Origin of the sequence: Dyadobacter sp. SG02, from assembly GCF_900109045.1 — a bacterium.
Classification (GTDB): Bacteria; Bacteroidota; Bacteroidia; order Cytophagales; family Spirosomataceae; genus Dyadobacter.
In genome coordinates this window covers 212,598-232,124 of sequence record NZ_FNYL01000012.1, presented here as the reverse complement: position 1 = coordinate 232,124, position 19,527 = coordinate 212,598, and the positions used below count along the sequence as shown (strand labels likewise).

The following is a 19,527-nucleotide window of genomic DNA, read 5'->3' as shown; positions in this document are numbered from 1 at the left end:
CATTGGGTATTATCAACCCGGGGTTTCAACGCCGGGCTAGCAAATGGAGAGACTCGACAAACGCGTGGCGGGCAGCCTGACGCGGTTTTATGTAGTGGCATTGTGCGTGGTAGCTTTGCTTACCGTGAGCGGCCTGTTTCTGATCAGGCGAACGATCAGGAACCTTAACCACGACAGCCGGCTGGTAAACGTGGCCGGTCGTCAGCGAATGCTCAGCCAGCGGCTTACTAAGCTGGCCGTATTGAAAATCAACGGCATCGAGCACCGCGATTCCGTGCGTTTTGACGCATTGCTCACATTATGGAAAGACAGCCACGAAGACCTCGTATCGAGACGACTTCCCGTAGAAAAGGGTTTTGTTACCTGGAAAAGCCAGCCGCTGGACACGATGTTCCGCGAACTGGCCCCCATTTTTGACCGCATTTATCAAAATCTGGTCATCATAGGCCGCGACAATTCCGACCTGGCCGTGAGACAGCAGGCATTGGCGCAGGTACTTGCCCACGAGCCGGAGTTTCTGGCGCAAATGAACCGCATTGTATTCCAGTTTGATAAAGAGAGTTTTGAAAGGCTCCAAAACCTGGAACGCATCGAATGGATACTGGATCTGATGACGATTCTCGTGCTCGTGGCAGAGGGGTTGTTGATTTTTAGGCCGGTAGTGAATACCACGCGCCGTGTGGTGCGGATGCTGACCGAGTCGGAAGATGCATTGCAGTTTTCTAACCAGCGATTAAAAGAAGCCAATATTCAACTCCTGGAAACGCAGAAAGAATTGCTGCGACTTGAAGAGGAAAAATATGAGTTACAGCTCGCCGAAGACCGTGTCCGGGCAGCGGCATTAATTGAAGGCCAGGAAGAGGAGCGGAAACGTTTTGCATTGGAGCTGCACGACGGGATAGGTCAGATGCTGACCGGCCTCAAACTCCATGCAGAGAAATTAAAAGCCGTCCAGTTTCACGACGAAAAACACCAGAAACGCTTCGATCAGCTGGTAGTACTCATTCAGGATATTATCCAGACAACCCGGCAGGTATCGTTTAACCTCATGCCTTCCGTGCTCAGCGATTTCGGGCTGGCATCGGCCTTGAAACTGCTCTGCCAGCAGGCTGCCGACTTGTCGGGGATCAAAGTTTTGTTTGAAGGCGAGACCGGCGAGCGCATCATGATGGGCCGTCCGATGGAAATCGGGTTGTACCGTATTGCGCAGGAAGCGTTGAACAATGCCGTGAAACATGCGAATGCGGATCGGATCAAGATAAAATTGGAACAAAATAAGAATCGCATTGTTTTGGAAATCGCCGATGACGGAAAAGGATTTTTAATTAGTAATTTAAAGTCAGAAGGACAGTTCCTGACCCGTAACGGGATGGAAAATATCCGTACGCGCACCCAGCTTTTGAATGGTGAAATAGAAATCATTTCCAAAGTCGATAGCGGTACGAGACTGGTCGTTCGGGTTGATTTATAATGACTTATTGCTGATTAGCTGACCACGTATGCCTATTCGGATTCTAGTTGTAGACGACCATTCGGTAGTGAGGCAGGGCATTATCACCCTGCTCGAAGATGAAGAAGACCTGATCATTGCCGGCGAAGCCTCGGACGGCGACGAGGTATGGGATATGGTCGAGAAAGTGAAGCCCGATGTGATCCTGCTCGACCTGACAATGCCCCGGATGCCGGGCCTGGACGTGATCAAACAGATCGTGCCGGTATTCCCGTCTGCCAAAATCCTCGTGTTCAGCATGCACAACAACACAGACTACATGCTTTCGTCGGCACTGAACGGTGCTGCGGGATACCTGGAAAAAGACACCAGCCGCGACGAAATGCTCAAAGCCATCCGTGCTATCGCCAAAGGCGAGTTCTACTTTCCGCCTTATGCGTCATCGGTGATCATCAAAAATCTCCTCAAACAACTCTCCCGCGTGAGCGACGCGCGTCCTGTGCAGGAGGAAGTCCAGGAGAAGTCGATCTGGAAAATCATTACCCCGCGCGAACAACAAATCCTGAAATGCCTCACCGAAGGCATGAGCAGCAAGGACATTGCCGAAAAGTTCGATATCAGTTCCAACACCGTTGCCAATCAGCGCGCGAGCATCATGAAAAAGGCCAATGTGAAAAACACCGCGGAGCTGATCAGTCTCGCTATGAAGTAACCTATGGCCTGATTTTTATGCCTTCCAAACCCGGTTACCGGTTTCGAAAACGAACCGTCAATAAAACTGGGAAACAATGGACAGGATATTCGCCTTCATATTGAGCATGACGCTGCTGTGTACAGCGGCAAATGCGCAGGTTAAATCAGCTGCCAATGCGAATTTAGCTAAGAAAAGGATTGTCTTCATCGCCGGTCCCGACAGCCATGGCAAAGGCGAGCACGAACATAACGGCGGCTGCACAATACTTGCCAAAGCATTGAACGACAGCCTGCCAGGGGCCGAAGCTGTGATCGTGCGTAACGGATGGCCGCAGGACGAATCGGTGCTGGATAATGCGGCAGCGATCGTATTCTACCTGGATGGCGGCGGCAAGGATCATTTAGAGCTTGTACATGCGGCTAAAATGGAAGAACTAACGGCACGCGGTACGGGTATTGTCAACCTGCATTTTTCCCTGGAAGTTGACGCGCAGGCTGGCGGAGAACGCTTTTTGAAATGGATAGGAGGGTATTTCGAAACCAATTGGTCGGTAAACCCCGTCTGGGAAGCCAGTTTCGCGCGTTTTCCCGATCACCCGGTCGCCCGTGGCGTAAAGCCTTTCACGATTCTCGACGAATGGTACTACCACATGCGTTTCACGCCCGGAATGAAAGGTGTAACGCCCATTTTACAGGCATTACCACCGGAATCGACGCTGGATAAGCCCGATGGTACGCATTCCAACAACCCCGCCGTGCGCGAGGCGGTGATTACGCGCAAAGAAATGCAAACCCTGGCCTGGGCATTCGAGCGATCGGATGGCGGTCGCGGATTTGGCTTCACAGGCGGGCATATGCATAAGAACTGGAAGAACGACAACTTCCGTAAACTCGTACTGAACGCCATTGCGTGGGCCGCAAAGATCGATGTTCCTGCCGAAGGAATCCCTTCCGCAACGCCTACTGATAATGAACTGAATGCGCTCACAAAGCGGGTTGAATAAGCTCGGAAGATTAAATTTTTTTAATCCGTAAATTTCTTTCGCCGGTTTTGCGTTACACCTTGCAATAACCCCGGTGGTCCTGACAGACAAAAGACGAAGCAGGCCCAGTGCCGTTTTGTGTTGAAGTTGAGATGAAATACGGTTTCCAACAACCGCGTAAGCGCCCTAACAAGATTATTTTTACACTATTAACCCTGCTTCTTGCAGGACTGCGGCATTCTTACGCGCAAACGGATTCAACTGCTGCTATACAAAAGGTAGCTGTCGCACAAGACACTGCCGCTTCACAAAAACTTACCTCGCAGAATAAGGTCAAGCTATTCTTTAATTTTGATGCGCGGGGTACATTTATCCAGCACAAGCATATCAATGTTTTCGGGGTTAATGCGGGGATTACTTTCGGCGAAAAACGCAATCGACTTACGGCAGGTTATTACTGGCTGGGCTATAATGCCTCACGGAGGCTAGTCAACTGGCATAATATATTCCCCGATCCGCTGAATCTCTCTTACTACACCGCCACCGACGTCCGATTCGCCAACTTTGCCTACTGGCACACAGCAATCCGCAATAAACGATGGGTACTGTCCACGCCATTGGAAGTAGGGATCGGTAACCAAAGCACCCGCTTCCGCGACCTGTTCGACGGCATCACGTCCGGCTCGCGCAAGGACTACTTCATTCCGCTGCAAGTGGGCGTGTACGGCGAGTACCGCGCATTGCGCTGGGCGGGCATCAACTCGCAGATCGGCTACCGTAATGCCCTCTCTTCCGGCGAATTCCGCGAGCGGTTCAGCGGGTTCTATTATAGTTACGGAATAAACCTTTACCCCGAAGCCATCTGGAAGGATTTCAGGAAATGGAACAGGAAGAAGCACAAGTCTCCGGCGGTTGATAATGCAATGGTACCGTTGGGACATTAGCGGCTTTTTTTATTGACATTACTGCCTGAGATGTAGTAATTTGAATCATCAATCAAACACAGGATGCTATGATAACTGTCAGCGCGGATCAAATCGAGGCAAATTCTTCCCAGGTACTCGATGAGCTCAGAAAGGGAGAAAGGGTAGGAGTAACTTTTGGTGATCAGAAGGCGGTTCAGGCGTATCTTGTTCCCGGACATTTGCTTCCAAGAGACAGCGAACCTAGAAAATTGGGGGCGCTCAAAGGCAAAGTGACGGTCACTTTTGCAGACGACTTTTCCATGACGGAAGAAGAATTTCTCGGCTTATGACCTACCTTTTGGATACACACACATTAATATGGGCACTTACAGATTTTGAAAAGTTGCCTATCAATGTTCAACAGATTTTGGAAAATAAGAGCAATGCAATTGTCGTCAGTGCATTAAGTTTTTGGGAAATGTCAATTAAACGTTCAATACAAAAGCTGGATCTGAACGGAGCTGATCCCGAAGATTTTGTATTGGCTGCACTTAAATCAGACTTTAACATATTGCCGCTCTCATATGAACTCTGCTCCTCCTTCCACAAACTCTCAGCCACCCACCATAAAGACCCATTCGACCGGATGTTAATCTGGCAGGCTCTTCGCCAGAAGTGTTCACTTATTACTATCGACAAGAACATCCGCAAATACACCAGCGAAGGCCTGCAAGTCGTCTGGTAATCGCTTCAATTTTCCCAATTTTTAGCGAATTTCAATGCGCCCCTTGCGTTTTCAATTTCTTTAAACTTACTTTGTCTATCAAATTAGTAGATTTTATCTGTTAACCACCAGCAGACGAGATCAGTACCACAATCTTTTTCAAAACATGAAATCGATGGATCGTTATTCTTCGCGCAGTAGTATTGTGCCTATGGTGGGCCCTTCCGGTTATTCCTTCGCTGCCGTATCCTGTTGCTGTTGTTGAGCTCGCGCTAACGGCGGTATGTTTCGCTGTAATCTGATTTTCGTCCTGTTACATATCATTCATCATGCAGTGGGTTGATCGGCCCACGCTTCCAACCACTTTTTACATCATGAAAAATTTTAAGAGCATCTTTCTGGCAGCAGGCCTGGCACTGACTGCTTTTCCCAATGCATTTGCACAGGAGTCCACCGACAATAAGGTAATCATAACTGGTGTGCGTTTCGCTTATCCTCTGGTAGATAAATGGATCAAGGAATACACCGCCGCTAACCCAAAGGCACAAATCGTCATCGAAACGCGTACGATTACCGATCCTGCGAAATATGATCTGCTGATCGAGGCCTATGACCAGGAAAAGGAAGTAAAGGACACCCGCGAGTATATTTCGATCGGTCGTTATGCATTGTTGCCGGTGGCTAATGCAAAATCAACGTTTGCGAAAGAATATGCGGATAAAGGTTTGAACGAGAAAACGTACAAGCAGATTTTCTTCCACGATATTTATGCAGAAAAAGACAAGTCGCTGACGACGCAATACACGATCTATACCCGCCTGCAAAAAGCCGGCGCGCCGCTGACTTTCGCTAAATACTTCGGTTATGAGCAGCAGAACATCAAAGGAAAGGCCATTGCCGGTGCGGACGAGCATTTGATCAAAGCGCTTTTGAAAGATGATACTGGCATTACGTACACCACGCCCGGCCTCGCGTATGACCTGCAAAGCCGCAAGCCGGTGGAAGGGCTGACGATCATCCCTGTCGACCTGGATGGCAATGGCCGTGTTTCGAAAGAAGAAAAGGCATTGGAAAACCTGGACCAGGTCATTACAACGCTGGAAGCTGGAAAAGTCAAAAATGTGCCGGTTGAGGATATTCATTTTTCAATCGCTAAAAATAATTCAAACCCCGAAGCCAAGAAATTCCTGCTTTGGGTGGCAGCGAATGCCGATAAAGACCTTCACCAATTCGGTTATCTGAAAGCCGATGCCAAACGCCTGGCCGACGAGAAAGAGAAACTGGAAAGATTTCAGGCTGTAAAATAAGGTTTGCAAGCCCGCGGGCACGACATCAGGTTGTGCCCGCTTTTGTTTTCCATTCATTCCAAAAATTTTATGACAAAACATTTACGATCCGCCCTCACCAGGCAGCGGCTGGGTATGCTGTTGCTCGGCGCCACCGTTTTCAGCCGCGTCTCGGCGCAGCACGATCCCGTTCAGCCGTTCCGTGGAAAGGTGGGCAAGACAATCGAAGAAACGGAACAATGGTGGCAGGAACAACCCAAAGCTCCGAAAGGCGCGCCGAACGTCGTGTGGATCTTGCTAGACGATGTGGGTTTCGGTGCAACGTCGGCATTCGGCGGACTCATCGATACGCCTAATTTTGAAAAGTTAGCCAACGGCGGCCTGCGCTATACGAATTTCCACACAACCGGCATTTGCAGCCCTACACGCGCATCCCTGCTCACAGGCAGGAACCCGCACAGCGTGGCTATGGGGCATCACGCCGAGTTAGGCATCGGCGCGCCCGGTTACAACGGCAATATCCCGTTCGAGGCAGGAACGGTGGCGGAGATTTTCAAAGAAAACGGCTATAACACATTTGCATTAGGTAAATGGCACGGTAACCAGCCGCGCGACCTCACCATCGCCGGGCCGTACAACCGCTATCCGACCGGCCGGGGCTTCGAGCATTTTTACGGTTTCCTGGGCGGCGCCACCGACCAATGGCACCCGCAACTGGTCGAGGAAACTTCACCGATCGATATCGAGCCGAATACCAAACATTTGAACCAGCTTTTGTCCGACAAAGCCATTTCCTACATTGCTAACCAGAAATCGGCCGACGCGGAGAAGCCATTCTTCCTTTATCTCGCAACCGGTGCCGCACATGCGCCGCATCACGTGGCGCGTGAATGGAGCGACAAGTACAAAGGCAAGTTCGACGGCGGCTGGGACGAATACCGCGACAAAGTTTTCCGGCGACAATTAGCAGGCGGACTGGCACCCAAAGGCACGCAACTACCGCCGCGGCAGACCGGTATCAAGCCCTGGAACGCGCTTTCAGCCGACGAGAAGAAGATTTATGCCCGTTTTATGGAAGTATACGCGGGTTTTCTTTCTTATACCGATTACGAAGTGGGCCGGGTGGTGGATTACCTGCAACAGATCGGCCAGTTGGATAATACGCTGATTTTCCTCGTGGTAGGCGACAACGGCGGCAGCAAGGAAGGTACTTACACCGGCACGGCAGGTACGGCGGAGAAGTCATCCGGCGACGATATCCAATTCCTGTTATCCCAATACGACAAACTGGGCACCGAATACAGCTATCCCAACTACCCGCTAGGCTGGTCGCAGGCTACGAACACGCCATTCCGCTATTGGAAAAGCGATGTGAATGCGGAAGGCGCGTCGCATACCACGCTCATCGTGCATTATCCCAAAGGAATTACCGACAAGGGCGGCCTTCGCGCGCAATACACGCACGTGACCGACATCCTGCCGACGACCATCGAACTGACCGGCGTGAAAGTGCCGACGGCGATCAACGGCTACAAGCAATGGCCATTCCACGGCACATCGCTGGCCTATTCGCTCAACGACGCGCAGGCGGCGGCGCGGCATACGCAGCAGTATTATGAACTGCACGGCGGCCGGGCTATTTACAAGGATGGCTGGAAAGCAAGTGTGTATCACCCGAGGAACACATTCGGCGAGCAAACGACCGACATTAACTTCATAGCCGATTTCAAGCGCGACAAATGGGAGCTTTACAATATCAATGAAGACTGGAACGAGATCAACGACCTCGCCGCCAAACATCCCGAAAAGCTGGAAGCGCTGAAAAAGCTGTTCGACGAGGAAGCGGAGAAATACCAGGTATACCCGCTCAAAAACTTCCGCGCAGGGCTCGCACTGCCGCCCATCCGCCCGAAAACGGTGATTTATGAAGGTACAACCATTAAAACACGGGTTTACATCGGAAAAGGGCCTGTGGATATTACGGCAGAGGTCGAGGTGGGTAAGAATGCCGAGGGGGTGATTTTTGCGAATGGCGGTTTGCTCGGGGGAAGCAGTCTTTATGTAAAACAAAACCAATTGCATTACCTGCTCAACGACGGTGTTAAACCCGTCGTACTAACAGCTTCCAAACCCTTGAAAGAAGGCCGGAACACCGTTCGTATTGAATTTTCTTCCGATAAAAAAGTGACTTTGCTTTTGAATGGCGTAAAAGCGGCTGAGCAGGCTGGTATCGGTACCAAATACCTGGCATCGGCTTCTTCCGACGGTTTCAGTGTCGGGAAAGACCTCAACTCGCCGGTTACCAAAGATTACCCCGGCACTTTTGCCTTTAATGGGAAGGTGAAGCAGCTGGTAATCGATCAGCAAGAGGAGAATCAGGAGAAAGTAGGTTTAATACAAAAGGAGAAGTAACATTTTAAATATCCTTCCATGAGAAGACTACTAATGGGCGCGGCGGTGATCCTGGCTGCGCTGACAGCCGAGGCGCAAACCCAGCGGAGGCCCAATATCGTTGTTATCCTCGCTGACGACCTGGGGTATGGCGACATTGGCACATTCGGCGCGACGGACATCCGGACACCGAATATCGACGGGCTGGCCGCGAACGGTATCAAACTGACCTCATTTTATTCGTCGTCTCCCGTGTGCAGTCCCACTCGCGCGGCGCTCATTACCGGGCGCTACCCGCGCAGGCTGGGGATCGATCATGTATTTTTCCCGGAGAGTTTTACGGGCATTCCCGCCGAAGAAGTAACCATCGCCGAAGCATTGAAAGGCAACGGCTACCGCACTGCCATCTTCGGGAAATGGCACTTGGGGCATCACAGGCAGTTTTTGCCTTTGCAAAATGGTTTTGACGAATACTACGGCATTCCCTATTCGAATGACATGATGGGCGTCGCGTACCTGCGCGGCAACGATGTTGACAGCATTAAGGTCAACCAGAAATACATTACGCAGACGTACACCAAAGAGGCCGTTCGCTTCATCGACCAGAACAAGAACAAGCCGTTTTTCCTCTACATTACCCACAATATGCCGCACGTACCGATTTACGCTTCGCCGAAATTTGAGGGCAAATCCAAAAGAGGGCTGTACGGCGATGTGATCGAAGAGCTCGATTGGAGCGTGGGAGAGGTGGTAAAGGCATTGAAAAAGAATGGTCTGGAAGAAAATACGCTGGTGGTGTTCACGAGCGACAATGGCCCCTGGCTGATCTTCGATGTCGAAGGTGGCTCGGCCGGGCCGTTGCGGCAGGGCAAAGGCACCACATTCGAAGGCGGGCAGCGCGTACCGACGGTGGCTTACTGGCCGGGCAAGATCAAGCCGGGTACGGTTTATGACGATCTGGCGACGCATCTCGATCTTTACCCGACTATTATCAGCCTCACAGGCAGTCAGAAAACACAAACCAAAAAGCCGCTCGACGGGGAGGATATCAGCCCCGTGCTTTTCGGTACCGGCAAGCGGAAGGGCGATGAGTTTGCCTATTATTCCAATGGCATTATCGAAGCCTACCGCAAGGGCGACTGGAAGATCAGGCTGCCGCAGAAAGACGTGAAAATCGGCAACGCGACGATCGTTCCCGCCGCAGATACATTACTTTTTAACCTAAAAACGGACATCGGAGAGCAGAATAACCTTTTGCATTCCAATCCGGCGAAAGCGAAGGAACTGCTGACCTCGCTGGAAGCCTACAAAAAGAAGATCGGCGATACCCCGCCGCCGCTCGTGCAGCGGATGCCTTCCGACGACAGCCACATCAAAAAAAGAGCAGAGCGCGCCGCTGGGAAAAATACCGGTAAGTAAGTAGTTTTGGAATGGTTACGTGTTTGATAACCATTCCATTTTTACTTTAAAACGAGCCATGAAAAAAATCACAACCACCGCCCTGGGGCTGTCGCTTGCCTTGTCGTTTTGTTTCAGCAATGCCGGAGCACAGCAGGTCGACCTCAAACCTGCTTCGCTGACGCCTTATCAGGTGGCGGTTACCGCCACGGATTACAAGGGGAAACAGGCCATTGCGCTGCAAATGCCCAAAGCGCCCGTCAACGAAAAGACATTGGCCGTGCTGAAAGATATTGATTTTCATAACGGTACCATCGAAGCGACCATTTCGGGACAGCCGATGGCGAATTCTGGCGAAGGCGCCCGCGGGTTTGTCGGGATTGCATTCCGGGTAGCTGCGGATACTTCCAAAATGGAGCTTTTGTACATCCGCCCGACCAACGGCCGCGCCAACGACCAGGTGCGCCGGAACCACTCGACGCAATACGTTTCCATGCCCGGTTTCCCGTGGGAAAAACTACGCAAAGAAACCCCGGAGAAATACGAAGCCTACGCCGACATGGTACCGGCCGAATGGACGAAGGTAAAAATAGAGGTGAAGGACGAAACCGCCAAGTTGTATGTCAATGGCGCTGCGCAGCCTACATTGATTGTCAACGACCTTAAACAGGGAAAAGACCATCGCGGAAGTGTGGGCTTGTGGATCGGGCCGGGCAGCCTCGGCCATTTCACCGACCTGAAAGTAACCAAAGTCGATTAATTGTATCTCATTCCAGGCTCACGGCTTAAAATATCCCAATAATACAAGGCTATCCTTGCATTATTGGGATACTTAAATTTACTTTGCCCACCGAATTTATAGAGTAAGTATTTTATTGAAATCCTGTCGACCGGAAATAACCACCATTTCCAGACGGTACATCTACAAATGCCTGTAATGCTTTAAACACAGGGTCAGGATTTCGCGTATATGCTGGACTGCGTATACGAGTTAGCGTTATGTTTTCCTGCCAGGGGACCATCGACTCGATGATTCCCCGGTTAACCGTTGCATTATTTAATAAACCCGCTTAATACTAATAATGAGAAAGTACCTTTACGTGGTCCTGTTCCTGACAGGCTTTTTAAGTTATTCCTACGCGCAGGAAACCGTCACCGGTGTGGTGAAGGACGGTACCGGGCAGACGGTCCCCGGGGCGACGGTCGTCCTCAAAGGCACCTCGCGCTATGCCTCCACCGACCTCGAAGGCAAATTTTCCATCCCGGCACCCGACGATTTTCCCTTCACATTGCAAGTGAACCTGACCGGCTACCAGCAGCAGGAAATCGACATTTATGAACTTACCGGCGAGCCGGCCGAGATCGTCCTGAAAACCGCCAATGTGCTCGACGAGGTGGTTGTGATCGGTTATGGGACGCAGAAAAAGGGCGATATCACCGGTTCCGTCGCTTCGGTGCCGCAACTGGCTTTGAAACAACCTATCAGCTCCTTCGACCGCGCATTGCAAGGCGCGGCGGCGGGCGTGCAGGTAACGCAAACGTCGGGGCAGCCAGGCGCGGCCGTGAGCATACGTATACGCGGGGGCAACTCCATTACCGGCGGCAACGAGCCGCTGTACGTGATCGATGGTTTTCCGGTTTACAACAGCAATGCCGATGCCAGCGCGGGCGTAACGGCCGGGCCCAGCATTAACGCGCTTTCCAGCCTGAACCCGAGCGATATCGAGTCCATCGAGGTATTGAAAGACGCCTCCGCGACAGCCATTTACGGCTCGCGGGGTGCTAACGGCGTGGTGATTATTACAACTAAAAAAGGGAAGGCCGGCCAGAATACTTTGACCTATGACGCCTATTACGGCACCCAGAAAGTCCTGAAAAAAGTAGATGTGCTTACCAACGCAAAGGATTGGGCATTGCTCAAAAACGATGCGCGCGTGAATTCCGGAAAAGCACCCTATTACACCCAGGCGCAGATCGACGCATTGGGCGAAGGTACCGACTGGCAAAACGAAGCATTCCGCTCGGCCCCGATCCAGAATCACCAGCTGTCGCTCACCGGCGGGGACGACCGTACGCGCTATTCGATTTCGGGCAACTATTTCAAGCAGGACGGCGTGCTGCGCAATACCGATTTCGAGCGGTATTCGGGGCGCATTAACCTCGACCGCGATTTTTCTTCCAAATTTAAGGTAGGCGTGAACCTCACGGCCAGCAAAATCACGGCGCAGGTGGCTAACAACGGCGTCGTGAATGCATTACTCGCCATGCCGCCGACCGTAAATGTGTACGATGCCAATGGCAAATACACTTATCAAAGCGAATTCGAGACGCCGCTGGGTAACCCGATCGCCACTTTGGAAAAAGAGGTTAACCAAACTAAGACCTACCGGGTGCTCGGTAATGTGTATGGGGAATATACTTTTCTGGAAGGCTTGGTCGGCAAGGTGTCGTTCGGTGCGGATGTGATCAACAACAAGCAAAACCGATATGTGCCTTCGGATATTTACCAGGGCGCCAACTCCAACCCGACGGGCAAGGCTTCGGTCGGTACCAAATTTTCGTCTACCTGGCTGAACGAGAATACTTTAAGTTATTCCAAAACAGTTAACCAAACGCATTCACTCAACGTTGTAGTCGGGTACACGCAGCAGGCATTTGAAACCGAAAGTGCCATTGCTGCGTCCGAAGCGTTCGTGACCGACCAGTTGGAATACAACGACCTCGGAAGCGGCTCGGTGTACAGCCAGCCGTCGTCGGGCTCGGCGGCCTGGGCGCTGAACTCCTGGCTGGGGCGCATCAACTATTCGATCGACCAGAAATACATTTTCACGGTGAGCGGCCGCGCCGATGGCTCTTCCCGTTTTGGTAAGGACAAAAAGTGGGGCTATTTTCCTTCCGCGGCATTTGCATGGAATATTTCGAGGGAGGATTTTCTTTCAAATTACAAATCCATCAGCAACCTGAAACTCCGCCTGAGCGCCGGGGTGACGGGTAACCAGGAGATCGGCCAGTACCTGTCGCTGGCGACGCTGAATTCCACTACCTATTTCTTCGGCGGCCAGACCTACATCGGTTTCGCCCCGAACCGCATCGCCAACCCGGATCTCGGTTGGGAAACCACCGCGCAATACGACGCCGGTATCGATCTTTCGCTTTACAAAAACCGCATCAATTTTGTATTTGATGCCTATTACAAAAAGACGACCAACCTGCTCCTGAACGTGCCGATTCCCTATACTACCGGGCAGTCGACCGCATTGCAGAACTATGGTTCGGTGGAGAACAAGGGGATCGAATTGGGGATTAACACCGAAAACTTCGCCGGTGCATTTACGTGGAATACCAATTTTGTGTTCTCTATCAACCGAAATAAGGTACTAACCCTCGGTGACGGCGCCGATTACATTATTTCCGGTGCTAACATTGCCAAGGTAGGCCAGCCATTAGGTTCTTTTTATGGTTATCAAACCAATGGCCTCTTCCAGACCGGCGACGATATCGCCAACCTGCCGACCATTAACCCGGCCACAACCAAGCCCGGCGACCGTCGCTATGTCGATATCAATGGCGACGGCAAGATTACGCAAGCCGACGACCGGACGCTCATTGGCAATGCCCAGCCGAAATTTCAGGGCGGGATTACCAACACATTATCCTACCTGAATTTCGACCTGAGCTTCTTCTTCCAGGGAACTTACGGCAACAAACTTTTCAACCAGAACAAACAGCAGCTCGAACTCCTGACCGGCCAGCAGAATGCCTCGGTAACCGCATTGGAGCGCTGGACGCCCACAAACCCGACCAATGTAATCCAGCGCGCGTTCGAAGACCCGGCGCCGGTAAATACGAGCCGGTACGTGGAGGACGCCTCGTTCCTGCGCCTGAAAAACGTGACGCTGGGCTACAACCTGCCCAAGTCCATCGCTTCCAAAATCCACGCGAGCCAGATCAAGGTGTACGTTTCGGCCGCCAACCTGCTGACCTGGACGAAATACACCGGCTTCGATCCCGAAGTAAGCCGCAACGAGCAAAGCACGCTCGCACAAGGCATCGATTACAGCGTGTATCCCGGTAGCAAGTCGTTTCTCGGCGGTCTAAGTATTTCGTTTTAGGTGCCCTTTGTAAAGAGTCAGGTATTGTCATGAGTAGTCAGGTATTGTCAAATGTGGTCAGGTATTGTCATGAGTAGTCAGGTATTGTCAGGTATTGTCAGGTATTGTCAAGCGCGGTCAGGAATAGTCATTGAAAAACAATTCTTGACAACCAACGACAATACCTGACCACCCCTGACAATACTTGACAACTAACGACAATACCTGACCACCCGTGACAATTCCTGAGAACCAATGACAATACCGACCATAACTGACAACATATGAAAAAGATACTATTACTGATATTGGGCATTTTCAGCTTCACGGCCTGCACGGACCTGAATGAAGATCCCGCTTCCCTCATTACGACCGAACAATTTTACAAAACCGAAAGCGACGCGCTGGCCGCGGTGACCGCCGTATACAATGCCGCATTGAACAACGGGGGGCTTACGATGTACAACCGGCTTTTCCACCTCGCATTCGAAATCATGTCCGACGACGCCATCGCGGGCCTGCGCGTGACGAATGCGGATGTACGTACGATTTCCGTACTGGCGCATTCCACTACCAACGACCGTGTGGACGAGCTGTGGAGGGAAAGTTATGTGGCCATTAACCGTGCGAATATCGCCATTGCCCGCATTCCGGGTATCGAAATGGACGCCACTTTACGCACGCGGCTTGTGAATGAAGCGAAGTTCCTGCGTGCGCTAACCTATTTCAATATCGTGCGGCTCTGGGGCGATGTGCCGCTGATATTGGAAGAAAACGGTTCGCTGGGTAACGAAGCTATCCAGGTCACGCGGACGCCTAAGGAGGATGTTTACAAACAGATCATCCAGGACCTGACCGACGCCGAGGCATTGCCCAACGTATTTACCGGGGCCGATGCTGGCCGGGCAACCGGTGGAGCTGCGAAATCCATTCTGGCCAAAGTGTACCTCACGCGCCAGGAGTGGGACAAGGCCGCCGCAAAAAGCCAGGAAGTGATCAACGGGCCTTATGGCTATGATTTGTTCGAGAATTTCGCCGATGTTTTCAATGTGGCTACCAAGAACGGGAAAGAGCATATTTTCTCGGTTCAATGTAAATCGAATGTCAATGGACAGGGCAACCGCCTGGCATCGTCGGCGACGCCGGTAGGGATACCGGGCGTGGCTTCGGCGGGTACCGACGAGCCGCATGCCGATGTGTATAAGCTGTTCAGTGAGAAGGATAAACGCCGCGACGTTACGTTTTTTACATCCCTCGTGAGCCCTACTACCGGTAAGGAAATCACTTTCCCGCCACGTTTTTTCAAATATTTTGATCTGGCCCAGATCGTGAACCCGACCGAATCGGCCAAGAATATCCCGGTGATCCGGTTTGCCGAAATATTGCTGATTTATGCCGAAGCGGTGAACGAAGCCGGCGGCCCGACGACCGATGCCTTCGCGGCCGTGAACCGCGTCCGCAAGCGCGCGGGGCTGGACGTATTGAGTGGATTGAGTAAAGACCAGTTCCGCGAGGCGATCTATTCGGAACGTCGGCTGGAACTGATGTTTGAATTCCAGCGCTGGTTCGACCTTGTGCGTACCAAACGGATGATCACCGCATTACACGCCGCCGGTAAAACCAACGCCGCCGAGAAGCATTACCTGCACCCGATCCCGCAACGCGAAATGGATTTGAACCCGAAACTGGTGCAGAATCCGGGGTGGGAGTAAGGATTTTTTGATCAGCTGATGGATAATGCCTTATGACCTTCTATATGAAAAAATACCTTTCAAAAGCATTGCTTTTGCTGGCTGCCGTCGCAACGCAAGCCTTCGCGCAGACGCAGGAAAAGCCGAATATCCTCTTCATCCTCGTCGATGACTGGGGCTGGACCGACCTGAGGTCGGCGGGTAGCAAATACTACGAAACGCCCAACATCGACCGCCTGAGGAAGGAGGGGATGTGGTTTTCGCAGGCCTATTCCGTTGGCCCGAACTGCGCGCCGAGCCGCGCTTCGCTCATGACGGGCAAATACACGCCGCGCCATGGCATTTACACGGTAGGTAATGCCGATCGGGGCAACTCGGTAGATCGCAAGCTGATCCCGATCGAGAATAATACTGTTTTAAACCCCGCTTTCGTGACCATTGCGGAAGAACTGAAAAATGCAGGTTACAGCACCGGCCTGATCGGTAAATGGCAGTTGGGCGGGAAAGGCAAGGGCGCGGACGCCCATGCGCAGGGGTTTGAGCACGTAATTGGCGGTACGGGCGGCACGAGCGCCTATTTCTATCCTTATAATAAAGATGGAAAAACATCGCCCCACGAGGGCATTACCACCGGCCAGGAAGGCGAATACCTCACCGACCGGCTGACCGACGAGGCGTTGAAGTTCCTCGACACCCACAAGCAGCAGCCGTTTTTTCTGTACCTGTCGTACTTCGCCGTGCATACGCCCATTGAAGCCAAGGCGGACATTATTACCAAATACAAATCCAAAAAAGGCGACGCTTATCACCATAATCCCGTGTACGCGGCGATGATCCAGAGCGCCGACGAGGGCATTGGCCGCGTTTTGAAGCAGCTCGACGCATTGAACCTGACCGAAAATACCCTCGTGGTGTTTTTCTCCGACAATGGCGGAATGGGCGCAGTAACGGCCCAGCACCCGTTGCGCGGCTCAAAGGGAATGCTTTACGAAGGAGGTGTGCGCGTGCCGCTGATCGTGAAATGGCCGGGTAAAACGAAGGCCGGTTCGCAAACCGATTCGCCCGTGATAGGCGTCGATTTTTACCCGACGTTGCTGGAAGTGGCCAGCATTCAAAAACCGTTGAATGCGGAAGTGGACGGGCAGAGCTTCCTGCCGCTGCTTTCAGGCAAACCGGCGGCGCAGCGCGACATTTTCTGGCATTTTCCTGCGTACCTCGAAGCCTACAAGGGCGACCAGCGCAATAAGGACGCATTCCGGACGAGGCCGGTCAGCACCATTCGCTCGGGTGATTTCAAACTGCACCAGTTTTACGAGGATGGACGCGTAGAGCTGTACAATATCCGCGCGGACATCGGCGAGACGAAAGATCTGGCGAAATCGAATCGTGCCAAAACGAAAGAGTTGAAAGATAAACTCGAAGCCTGGAAACAAAAGACGCATGCACCGGTCCCGACGCAGCTGAATCCGGAATATGCGCCGGGCACACAGCCAAAGTCAAGTAGAGCACGGGCGGTAACAACCGAGGAATAGCGATTTTTTATTATACCAAAATAAAATGAAGAACTTATTCAAAATCAGTGCCGTAATGCTGGCTGGTGGTCTGTCCATTCAGCCACTAATGGCGCAGCATAGCCCACAGCAGCCGTGGAATGGCAAGGCGGGCAAGACCTTGCAGGAATCGACGCCGTTTCACATTCAATACAACAAAAGAGCCGCGAAAGGCGCGCCGAATGTAGTTTGGATATTGATCGACGACGCGGGTTTCGGGGCTACGACCGCATTCGGCGGGTTGGTGGAAACCCCGAACATCGAGAAGCTGGCCAACAATGGTTTGCGTTTTACCAACTTCCATACGACGGCGATCTGTTCGCCTACGCGCGCGGCCCTGCTCACGGGCAGGAATCACCATTCGGCACATGTCGGTTTGCTAACGCCGGCTGCGGTTGATTTTCCGGGGTATGATACCTACATTCCTTTCGAGAAAGGTACGGCGGCCGAGGTGTTGCGGGAAAACGGTTACGCTACTTATGCATTGGGTAAATGGCACCTTACACCCGTGACCGAAAACTCCCAGGCCGGGCCATTCAACCGCTGGCCGACCGGGCGCGGTTTCGACCATTATTACGGCTTCCTTCCCGGCGCCACCGACCAGTGGCATCCCGAGCTTTGGGAGGATGTGACGAAGCTGGATATTGAGCCTAATACCAAACATTTGAACGAACTGCTGGCCGATAAGGCCATCAAATACATCGCGAACCAGAAGTCGGTGGATGCCGAGCGGCCATTCTTCCTGTACCTCGCCACCGGCGCCACGCATTCACCGCACCAGGTGGCGAAGGAGTGGATCGACCAGTACAAGGGCAAGTTTGACATGGGTTGGGACAAGTATCGCGAGATCGTGATCGAAAAACAGAAGAAGCTGGGCATTATCCCCCAAAACGCCGTGCTCCCCGAGCGCAACCCGGGTGTGAAGGAATGGGCGACGCTTTCGGAGAAGGAGAAGAAAGCCTATGCGCATTTCATGGAAGTGTATGCCGCATTTTATACTTACACCGATTATGAGATCGGCCGCATTGTAAACTACCTCGAACAGATCGACCAGCTAGATAATACAGTCATAGCGGTGATTTTGGGTGATAATGGCGCTAGCAAAGGCGGTACCGAGCATGGTACCATCAGTCCGCAGATCAACCGGTTGCAAGGCGAGGCGCGGATCGATGCCATTCTGAATGCCCGCGACCTGATCGGTACCGACGAGTCGAGCACCGATTATCCGATCGGCTGGGCGGCGGCAGCCAATACGCCGTTCCGCTACTGGAAAGGCGATGCGAATACCGAAGGCGGCACGCGCAATCCGATGATTTTGCATTATCCCAAAGGCATTAAGGAGAAGGGTGGTATCCGCAACCAGTACGGGCATGTGAACGACATTTTGCCTACAACATTGGAACTGGCGAAAGCCGAGGCGCCGAAGGTGATCAACGGCTACAAGCAAGAGCCTTTCGAGGGCACGAGCCTGGCCTATTCGGTAGATCAGAAGAATGCGACTTCGCGACATACGGTGCAGTATTACGAGATCGCGGGCGCATTATCGATTTACAAAGACGGCTGGAAGGCTTCGAAAGGACATTCGGTTTGGGAAGGTTTCGATGCGGGCAGCAAGGCCGATCCGACGGGGAAGTCGGTGGATTTCAGCAAGGATGTGTGGGAATTGTATAACCTGAACGAGGATTTCAACGAGCGCATTAACCTGGCCGCTAAAAACCCGGAAAAGCTGAAAGAGTTGCAGGCCGTTTTCGACCAGGAGGCGAAGAAGTATAATGTGTACCCGCTCAAAGATTTCACCGCGCACGATATGCCCGCGGGCAGGACGGTGTACGGCAAAATACCCGAGATTATCCTATTTCCGGGCGTAGATAACCTCGTTGGCGTGAGCAGCCCGCTTTATGACGGACGTTCTTTCACGGTGGATGCCGAAGCGGATATTGCGACCGGAAAAGAAGAGGGCGTGCTTTTTGCAGTAGGAGGGGAAAAGAGCGGCATCAGCCTGTTTTTGAAGGATGGGAAGCTGCATTATGCGCATAACACCGCTCGGGATTCGTACCATCTGGCTTCAACCAATGCTGTTCCGACCGGTAGGGTGCATTTCAAACTGGTGTATGAGTTCACCGGGCCGTCGGAGGGCAGCAAGTCGGTAGGGAAGGAGACGGTATATATCAATGAGGAAAAGGTAGGCGAGCGCAATTTCGCGGCTACTCAGGCGCAGGTGCAAGGCCCGCGACAGATCGACGGTACGGATGTGGGCCGCGACCAGAAATTCGCCGTTTCGGACCAGTACCAGTCGCCGTTTGCATTCACCGGCAAGTTGAAGAAGGTGACGATCCGGTATCAATAGTTATTAAAATTATCAATC

General features: G+C 52.2%; 14 protein-coding genes. All 14 read left to right on the top strand.

The genetic code is table 11. The features are described 5' to 3' along the window. Window positions 1-43: 43 nt before the first annotated feature. The 14 genes from BMW93_RS25840 (at window position 44) to BMW93_RS25775 (ending at window position 19,509) form a co-directional block, all read left to right on the top strand. Window positions 44-1,471: an ATP-binding protein gene (locus tag BMW93_RS25840; RefSeq protein ID WP_090383187.1), complete on the top strand. Its 1,428-nt coding sequence runs from the start codon at window positions 44-46 to the stop codon at window positions 1,469-1,471. A 28-nt stretch (window positions 1,472-1,499) separates the two neighbouring features. Next, window positions 1,500-2,162, top strand: coding sequence for a response regulator transcription factor (locus BMW93_RS25835; protein ID WP_090383184.1), 663 nt, complete (start codon window positions 1,500-1,502; stop codon window positions 2,160-2,162). Window positions 2,163-2,238: 76 nt separating this feature from the next. Next, entirely contained in the window at window positions 2,239-3,147 is a 909-nt protein-coding gene (locus BMW93_RS25830; protein ID WP_090383182.1) for a ThuA domain-containing protein, read from the top strand. 131 nt (window positions 3,148-3,278) lie between these two features. Continuing rightward, window positions 3,279-4,070, top strand: a complete 792-nt coding sequence (locus tag BMW93_RS25825) for a hypothetical protein (RefSeq protein WP_090383180.1) — start codon at window positions 3,279-3,281, stop codon at window positions 4,068-4,070. A gap of 68 nt (window positions 4,071-4,138) precedes the next feature. Further along, entirely contained in the window at window positions 4,139-4,381 is a 243-nt protein-coding gene (locus BMW93_RS25820; protein ID WP_090383177.1) for a type II toxin-antitoxin system Phd/YefM family antitoxin, read from the top strand. Further along, window positions 4,378-4,776 (top strand): type II toxin-antitoxin system VapC family toxin, encoded by a 399-nt coding sequence (locus BMW93_RS25815; RefSeq protein ID WP_090383175.1) that lies wholly within the window; start codon window positions 4,378-4,380, stop codon window positions 4,774-4,776. Before BMW93_RS25820 ends, BMW93_RS25815 begins: the two co-directional genes overlap by 4 nt. Window positions 4,777-5,129: 353 nt before the next feature. Continuing rightward, complete coding sequence (locus tag BMW93_RS25810) at window positions 5,130-6,062, top strand: hypothetical protein (protein ID WP_090383172.1); 933 nt, start codon at window positions 5,130-5,132, stop codon at window positions 6,060-6,062. 69 nt (window positions 6,063-6,131) lie between these two features. Then, window positions 6,132-8,453: an arylsulfatase gene (locus BMW93_RS25805; RefSeq protein WP_218147738.1), complete on the top strand. Its 2,322-nt coding sequence runs from the start codon at window positions 6,132-6,134 to the stop codon at window positions 8,451-8,453. An 18-nt stretch (window positions 8,454-8,471) separates the two neighbouring features. After that, on the top strand, window positions 8,472-9,851 hold the full coding sequence (locus BMW93_RS25800; protein ID WP_090383170.1) for a sulfatase: 1,380 nt from the start codon (window positions 8,472-8,474) through the stop codon (window positions 9,849-9,851). 58 nt (window positions 9,852-9,909) lie between these two features. Beyond that, window positions 9,910-10,590: a hypothetical protein gene (locus tag BMW93_RS25795; RefSeq protein ID WP_090383167.1), complete on the top strand. Its 681-nt coding sequence runs from the start codon at window positions 9,910-9,912 to the stop codon at window positions 10,588-10,590. 322 nt (window positions 10,591-10,912) lie between these two features. Next, window positions 10,913-13,942, top strand: coding sequence for a TonB-dependent receptor (locus BMW93_RS25790; RefSeq protein WP_090383164.1), 3,030 nt, complete (start codon window positions 10,913-10,915; stop codon window positions 13,940-13,942). A 263-nt stretch (window positions 13,943-14,205) separates the two neighbouring features. After that, a complete protein-coding gene (locus tag BMW93_RS25785) occupies window positions 14,206-15,633 on the top strand; it encodes a RagB/SusD family nutrient uptake outer membrane protein (RefSeq protein ID WP_090383162.1) in 1,428 nt (475 codons plus the stop codon). Between the two features lie 44 nt (window positions 15,634-15,677). Beyond that, complete coding sequence (locus BMW93_RS25780) at window positions 15,678-17,144, top strand: sulfatase (RefSeq protein WP_090383319.1); 1,467 nt, start codon at window positions 15,678-15,680, stop codon at window positions 17,142-17,144. A gap of 25 nt (window positions 17,145-17,169) precedes the next feature. Further along, window positions 17,170-19,509 carry an arylsulfatase gene (locus tag BMW93_RS25775; protein ID WP_090383160.1) on the top strand — a complete coding sequence of 780 codons (2,340 nt, stop codon included), beginning with the start codon at window positions 17,170-17,172 and terminating at the stop codon, window positions 19,507-19,509. Window positions 19,510-19,527 lie beyond the last annotated feature (18 nt).